This window comes from Marinilabilia sp. (genome assembly GCF_016278715.1).
GTDB lineage: Bacteria > Bacteroidota > Bacteroidia > Bacteroidales > Marinilabiliaceae > Marinilabilia.
Genome location: NZ_JADQBH010000114.1, coordinates 1 through 5,799, shown reverse-complemented (window position 1 = coordinate 5,799; position 5,799 = coordinate 1). Strand labels below are relative to the sequence as shown.

General features: G+C 36.3%; 4 protein-coding genes. 1 reads left to right on the top strand and 3 read right to left on the bottom strand.

What is annotated here, in order from left to right; all coding sequences use genetic code 11:
* Positions 1-224 precede the first annotated feature (224 nt).
* Together QZZ43_RS06945 and QZZ43_RS06940 are read right to left on the bottom strand one after the other, a co-directional pair.
* Positions 225-974, bottom strand: coding sequence for a LytTR family DNA-binding domain-containing protein (locus tag QZZ43_RS06945; RefSeq protein ID WP_291857381.1), 750 nt, complete (start codon positions 972-974; stop codon positions 225-227).
* 5 nt (positions 975-979) lie between these two features.
* The gene (locus QZZ43_RS06940) at positions 980-1,996 is read right to left on the bottom strand and encodes a sensor histidine kinase (RefSeq protein WP_291857379.1); all 1,017 of its coding nucleotides are present in this window, start codon (positions 1,994-1,996) and stop codon (positions 980-982) included.
* Between the two features lie 379 nt (positions 1,997-2,375).
* On the opposite strand from QZZ43_RS06940, the gene QZZ43_RS06935 reads away from it, so the two are divergent.
* Positions 2,376-4,856, top strand: a complete 2,481-nt coding sequence (locus QZZ43_RS06935) for a TonB-dependent receptor (RefSeq protein WP_291857377.1) — start codon at positions 2,376-2,378, stop codon at positions 4,854-4,856.
* 437 nt (positions 4,857-5,293) lie between these two features.
* Here the strand turns inward: QZZ43_RS06935 and QZZ43_RS06930 are convergent, their stop codons facing one another.
* Positions 5,294-5,686, bottom strand: a complete 393-nt coding sequence (locus QZZ43_RS06930) for a hypothetical protein (RefSeq protein ID WP_291857374.1) — start codon at positions 5,684-5,686, stop codon at positions 5,294-5,296.
* Between the last annotated feature and the right edge of the window lie 113 nt (positions 5,687-5,799).

Below are 5,799 nucleotides of genomic sequence, written 5' to 3'. Positions count from 1 at the left end.
GTGTTTTATAGTTCTTTATTGTGAGGCATCCTGAAGATTGTTTAGTTCAACAATACTTTTTAATAAAAAGTGCAGAATACTGGGCTTATCTTAAAGCAATTAGGGAAAGTAAGGGTATTTGCGTATTCAGTGGGTGTTGATATAAGCACCTCGTCAAAGATGAAATTAGGAGAGAAAGAAGGTCTCTCTATATTTTATCATGCCCGGATGCGGTAGCCTATCACCTACGAAATCATCCATTGTTTAAATAGTGCTGCTTTATTTTTGCTGATATAAATTCTCTCCGGTGTTTCAACCAGTAATGAAACCAAGAGCCTATTATCAAACCAAATCGTAATGTCGCTAATATGACTTTTTGCAATAACAAACTGCTTATTTGCCCTAAAAAATAAGGAAGGGTTTACTACACTTACAATACTATCCAAACTTCTATTATATGAAAGTTTTTGTCCATCGAGAAGTATGATTTGAGTTGAATTATCCGTAGTATAAAAGCACACAACCTGGCTCAGTGTTGTTGGAATTAACTTGTCATTTAATGGAATCAGTAGTTTCTCCGGATATCTACCAATAGGCACTAATTGAGACAATTGTCTGATATATTTTTCTAAATCAGGTTCGTTTAATTTGCGGTATTTATCTATCGCACGCTTTACTTCTGTTTTCTCTATTGGCTTCATTAGATAATCAATACTATTAACCTTAAATGCCTCAATAGCATATTCATCATAGGCAGTTGTGAAAACAATTGGTACATCAACTGTTGTCAGGTTAAAGATGTTGAAAGCCGAACCGTCAGACAAATGGATGTCCATAAAAATAAGGTCGGGAGAAACATTCTTTTCCAACCATTTCACGGTTTGTTTTACACTTTCAGTGTTTTCCGAAACCTCGATTGTACTATCAACCTCTTCGAGTATTTTCCTCAGGTTGATATATGCCGAAGTTTCGTCTTCTACTATTAATACTTTCATGAGCCTTATTTCTTTAAGGGTAGATATACCCGGAACATTTCACCCACATTCTCCACACGTAATCGCATGTCCATCAACAACGTAAAGCGGTTTTTTAAATTAGTTAAGCCGATTCCATTTGAAAGAGATTCTTCCAATTTTGTATGGATTGGATTAGAAACCACAATCTCTGAGTTTTCATTTACCAAGACCGAAACAACCATTCGGTTTTCACTATCAATTACATTGTGTTTTACAACGTTTTCAATCAGGGGCAAAAGTGATAATACCGGAAGCTTCAGTTTTCTTTTTTTACTATCAATAGTAATATCAAACGAAAGCTTGTTTGCATAACGAACCTCAAGAAGGTAACGGTATGATTCAAGAAAATCGAATTCTTCATTCAATGTTACCAGTCCTTTTTTGTCGCTTTGCAATATATAGCGAAAAACCGCCGATAACTTGTTTACATATTCTAGTGTTCGTTCTTTATCATCTTCTCTGACAAGGGAAGAAAGCCCTCCAAGTGAATTGAAAAAGAAATGTGGATTAATCTGGTTTGCCAATGCTTCGCAACGGCTTTGCAGGTTTTCAACTTTTAATTGTTCTATTTCCTGTTCTTTTTTTCGTTGTTCTGAATACATGGCCAAAATCTGCCCAAGGAGTACACAGAGTAAAAAAACAATAGCAAACTGGAATACAAGTATGTCATTAAAACTATCGCCATGGGTAACAATAGCAAATGCCATGAGAATATAAATACCATAAGAAACCAGGACGATGACAAAAATGCGCCCCAGTCTTCTTGCAAGCGTATCTTTATTAAGGTGGCGAACATTAACCAGAAAAGAAATAAAAATGATAGTGGCAAAAAAAACATAACGAAAAGCAAACAGAATGAAAAACGGAGTTTTCCCGCCGTTAAACTCAATATCTTCAAGATCCCAACGCAAATAAACAATGTTTGGATAAATAATAAATATTGCCAATAAAAGACTGAATATTACTATCGATTTTCGAGAAGTAAGTTTGTCAATTTGCATAAAAAGGTATTTTCACAAAGATAATGAAAGGCAATAATCTTCGGGAAATAAACGGCCACCATATAAAACCCGTTTATTCGTTTTCACCTCTCATTTTTTCGGCTTAGCCAATCAATTAGTTATTCCTTATTCAAAACTCTTATAATACAAATAAGCTTGTTCATGTGGTTATTATTTCAATTAACTCACCTAAGAAACAATCATTCTAATTTTTAAGAAGCGTTACTCATGGCTGATTTCATCAATATTGTTTTACGATAAACAAAAAAACAAGCATGCTTCCTAAGTTTTCGTTGTCAACCTGCTTTTTTTCGCTTTGCCCGAAAATCGAAAACAACGCACATTTTTATTCTACAATTTTACGTCAAAATTACAAATCATGAAGCAATTAATAGTCAGTGTCATTTTAATGATAGTTTTATTTGGCAATGTCCATGCGGCCGAAAAAATATCTGGGGAAGTACATGGAAAAGTGATAGATACAGAAACAAAAGAGCCCCTTGAATTTGTTACCATCAGCATAACAAAAAAAGGTACAGAAAATTTTCTCCCTAAAGGTGCGATTACTAATCAGCAAGGAATTTTCTCCTTTGAAAAACTGCCTTTCGAAACATTTAATTTAAAAGCATCGATGATAGGTTATGTTGCATATGAAATGGAAGTTGTCATTACTCCTGAGAATAACATTGTTGATATTCCCTTGATTCTCCTGTCAAAAAATTTAATTAAAATTAAAGAGGTACAGGTTAAAGGTTTACGGTCGCAAATGAAATTTGAGTTAGACAAAAAAGTTTTTAATGTTGCTCAGAATATAGCATCAACAGGAGGGTCGGCCAGCGATGTACTTCGTAATATCCCCTCTGTGAAAGTAGGTAATAAAGGAGAAGTATCATTAAGGGGGAATTCATCAGTGACCATATGGATAGATGGGAAGGCATCCGCATTGTCTTCCCAAAATCGGGGACAGATACTGCGCCAATTGCCCGCCGAAAGTATAGACAAAATAGAAATTACCACCAACCCTTCGGCTAAAAACAGTCCCGAGGGAACAGCAGGAATCATTAATATCATCCTTAAAAAGAACCGTAAAGCCGGGTACTACGGAGGAGTGCAGGCAGGTGCCGATTCGAATGGAGGATACAGCGCCAGCTCAAACTATAATTTCAGTAGCAGTAAAATGGATGTTTATGCCAATCTTGGTTTTAACCGCTGGGTATTCAAAAGTGGTGGATATTCGAATCGGCAGAATTATATGGGTGCTGATACCACATATCTAAATCAGGTATCAGCGGGCAAAGGAACCTGGAATAGTTGGTTCGCCCGTACCGGGCTTACCTGGCATGTTACAAGCAAAGACCATCTGTCGCTTTCAGTTATGACAATGATTGACCGTGGAACGGATAACAACAGAATTGATTACCGAAGCAACATCATCGATTTTTATTTCCAAAGCCACCGTATTTCGTCGATGAAGAACGACATGTTTGGAGGTAATCTGCAATTAGGGTACAAGCATGAATTCAGCGACAACAGTAATATTGACTTTTCAGCTTCGTACAACCGGTGGAAGATGAACCAGCCTGCCGTCTATAAACAAACTTCATTGTTCGCAAACAATAAAGAAATATCCTCTTATCAAAAACAGAAGAGCGATATGGGAAACCATAATTGGGAATTTCAGGCCGACTATGTTAATACAATCAACCAAAAGCATAAGATTGAAGCCGGATATAAAGGAACACTCGATAAGAATGTCAGTCCGGTAAAAACCTATTCGGGAAGCAATGAAAATAACTTTCAACCCGTTACCAGCCTTTTCAACCGTTTTACCTATAATCAGGATGTACACGCAATATACGTGACCTACGGAGGGAAACTGGGAAAATTCTCTTACCAGGCAGGGGGCCGTGGAGAATATACAAATATTGTAACCCGCTCGCTTGCATATATGCAAGCGGAAAAAGAGGTAGCCCCTTATAAAACCCACTATTTTAAATTGTTTCCAAGCACTTTCCTCTCCTATTCGTTACCTAATGACAATGAGGTTCAGTTAAATTATTCGCGCCGGATAAGCCGTCCCTGGGAAGAACAAATAAACCCTTTCATTAATATAACCGATTCGACAAATATTTCATTTGGAAATCCGCTCTTGTCGCCCGAATATTCAAATTCTTTCGAATTAAATTACATAAAGAATTGGGAAAACCACATGTTCTCATTCTCCGGTTATTACCGGACAACGGAAAATGTCATTCAAAACATCAATTATTTGGAAAACAACATAATGAAGACCACTTATGAGAATATCACACAGTCCACATCAACAGGAACTGAATTGGTATTGAAAAACAGATTATTTAAGATTATTGACCTTACCACATCAGCTAATCTGTTTTACTATAAACTTGATGGATTTAGCTATCTGCCCAAGGGAGCTTTTTCTGTGGTAACCGGCAAAATACAGGACAACTTTACTTGGAACGTTCAAATGATGGCCAATATAATCTTGCCAAAATCTTACACCTTACAATTAAATGGCGACTATAGTGCCAGGCAGTTGGTGGCTCAGGGCTACGATAAAGCCAATTACTCGTTGGATGCAGGACTCCGAAAATCGTTTGATAAATTAAGTATTAGCCTAAGCGCTGAAGATTTATTAAATTCTCGCAAATGGAATACAGTTACCAATGGAGTTGGCTTTTATCAGGTATCGAAAAGCTGGTGGGGAGGTCGACAATTTGGAGTAACGCTGACTTATAACTTTGGGGATATGTCGTCTCGTAATATGGAGGACAACGACGAAACCACATCTTCTAACCGGGGCAAAGGCCAGAACAATAGAATGCGGAAGAACCGTTAAATACATTAGGCATTCCTTGCAAGACAGTCCGGAAAGAAAGACAATGAATCTCTAACATTCCACTTTTCTCCATCCCAACTAGTCCTTTGGGCTCAGTTAAATAAAAATAAGTCATTAAAATTGTGTTGATTTTAAGAATTTCAGTAAAGAGTCTAAAGTCCAGATTTTTTTTTTCATTACTCCTAAATTCATGAATTTGTTGAAGATGTGTTAATAGTACACAACGCCCCGGAGAATTCACCTGCCCCAGGCTTTCAGTCCAGCGGTAGCTTTATCAGTCCAAACGAAAATATCTACCCTATATTCTTTTTCAAACTCATTAAAAAACTATATAAGAGAATATCTCTCGTTCCAGCAACTGTTTTTGAAAGGCTCACGACCCGGGGGTGGCCTCTCATATCTGTGTTAAAGAATTGCGGGGCACTATTCTGTCGTTGTTATCGTTTCTCAATGCTTTTTCCCAAAATGAAAAAATATTTCTTGTCATCTTTAAAAACAAATATTGAATCTGAATTGGCTGGTTTCAGTATCGAATCTCCTCTGCTAATAAAATCACTAATAAAAGATGGCTTGTAATTATAGTTGGAAGTCGAGGTGAAAAAAATTTTTTGTCCACTCTTTAATTCTCCGAAAATTCCTCTATTATTCCTGATTCTGTATATTTCTCCTTTGGTTTCTGATTGATATTGAACCTTTGGAAATTTTTTCCAAATACTCTTTTGTATAGTAATTCCTATTACAACCATTATGATAAAACCCAAAATGATAATGGCATAAAATTTTCCTATTTTATCTCCGTCTTTTATTATAGAATGCTTTTTGAAGTTCAATTTAATCATATTTATTTTAAAAATAGGGTTTTCTATGTGTGTGCTTTTAATTACCCACAACGGGAGTCTGCGCAAAAACGCTCAAATTTCAAATCTAAGATACAATTTTATGA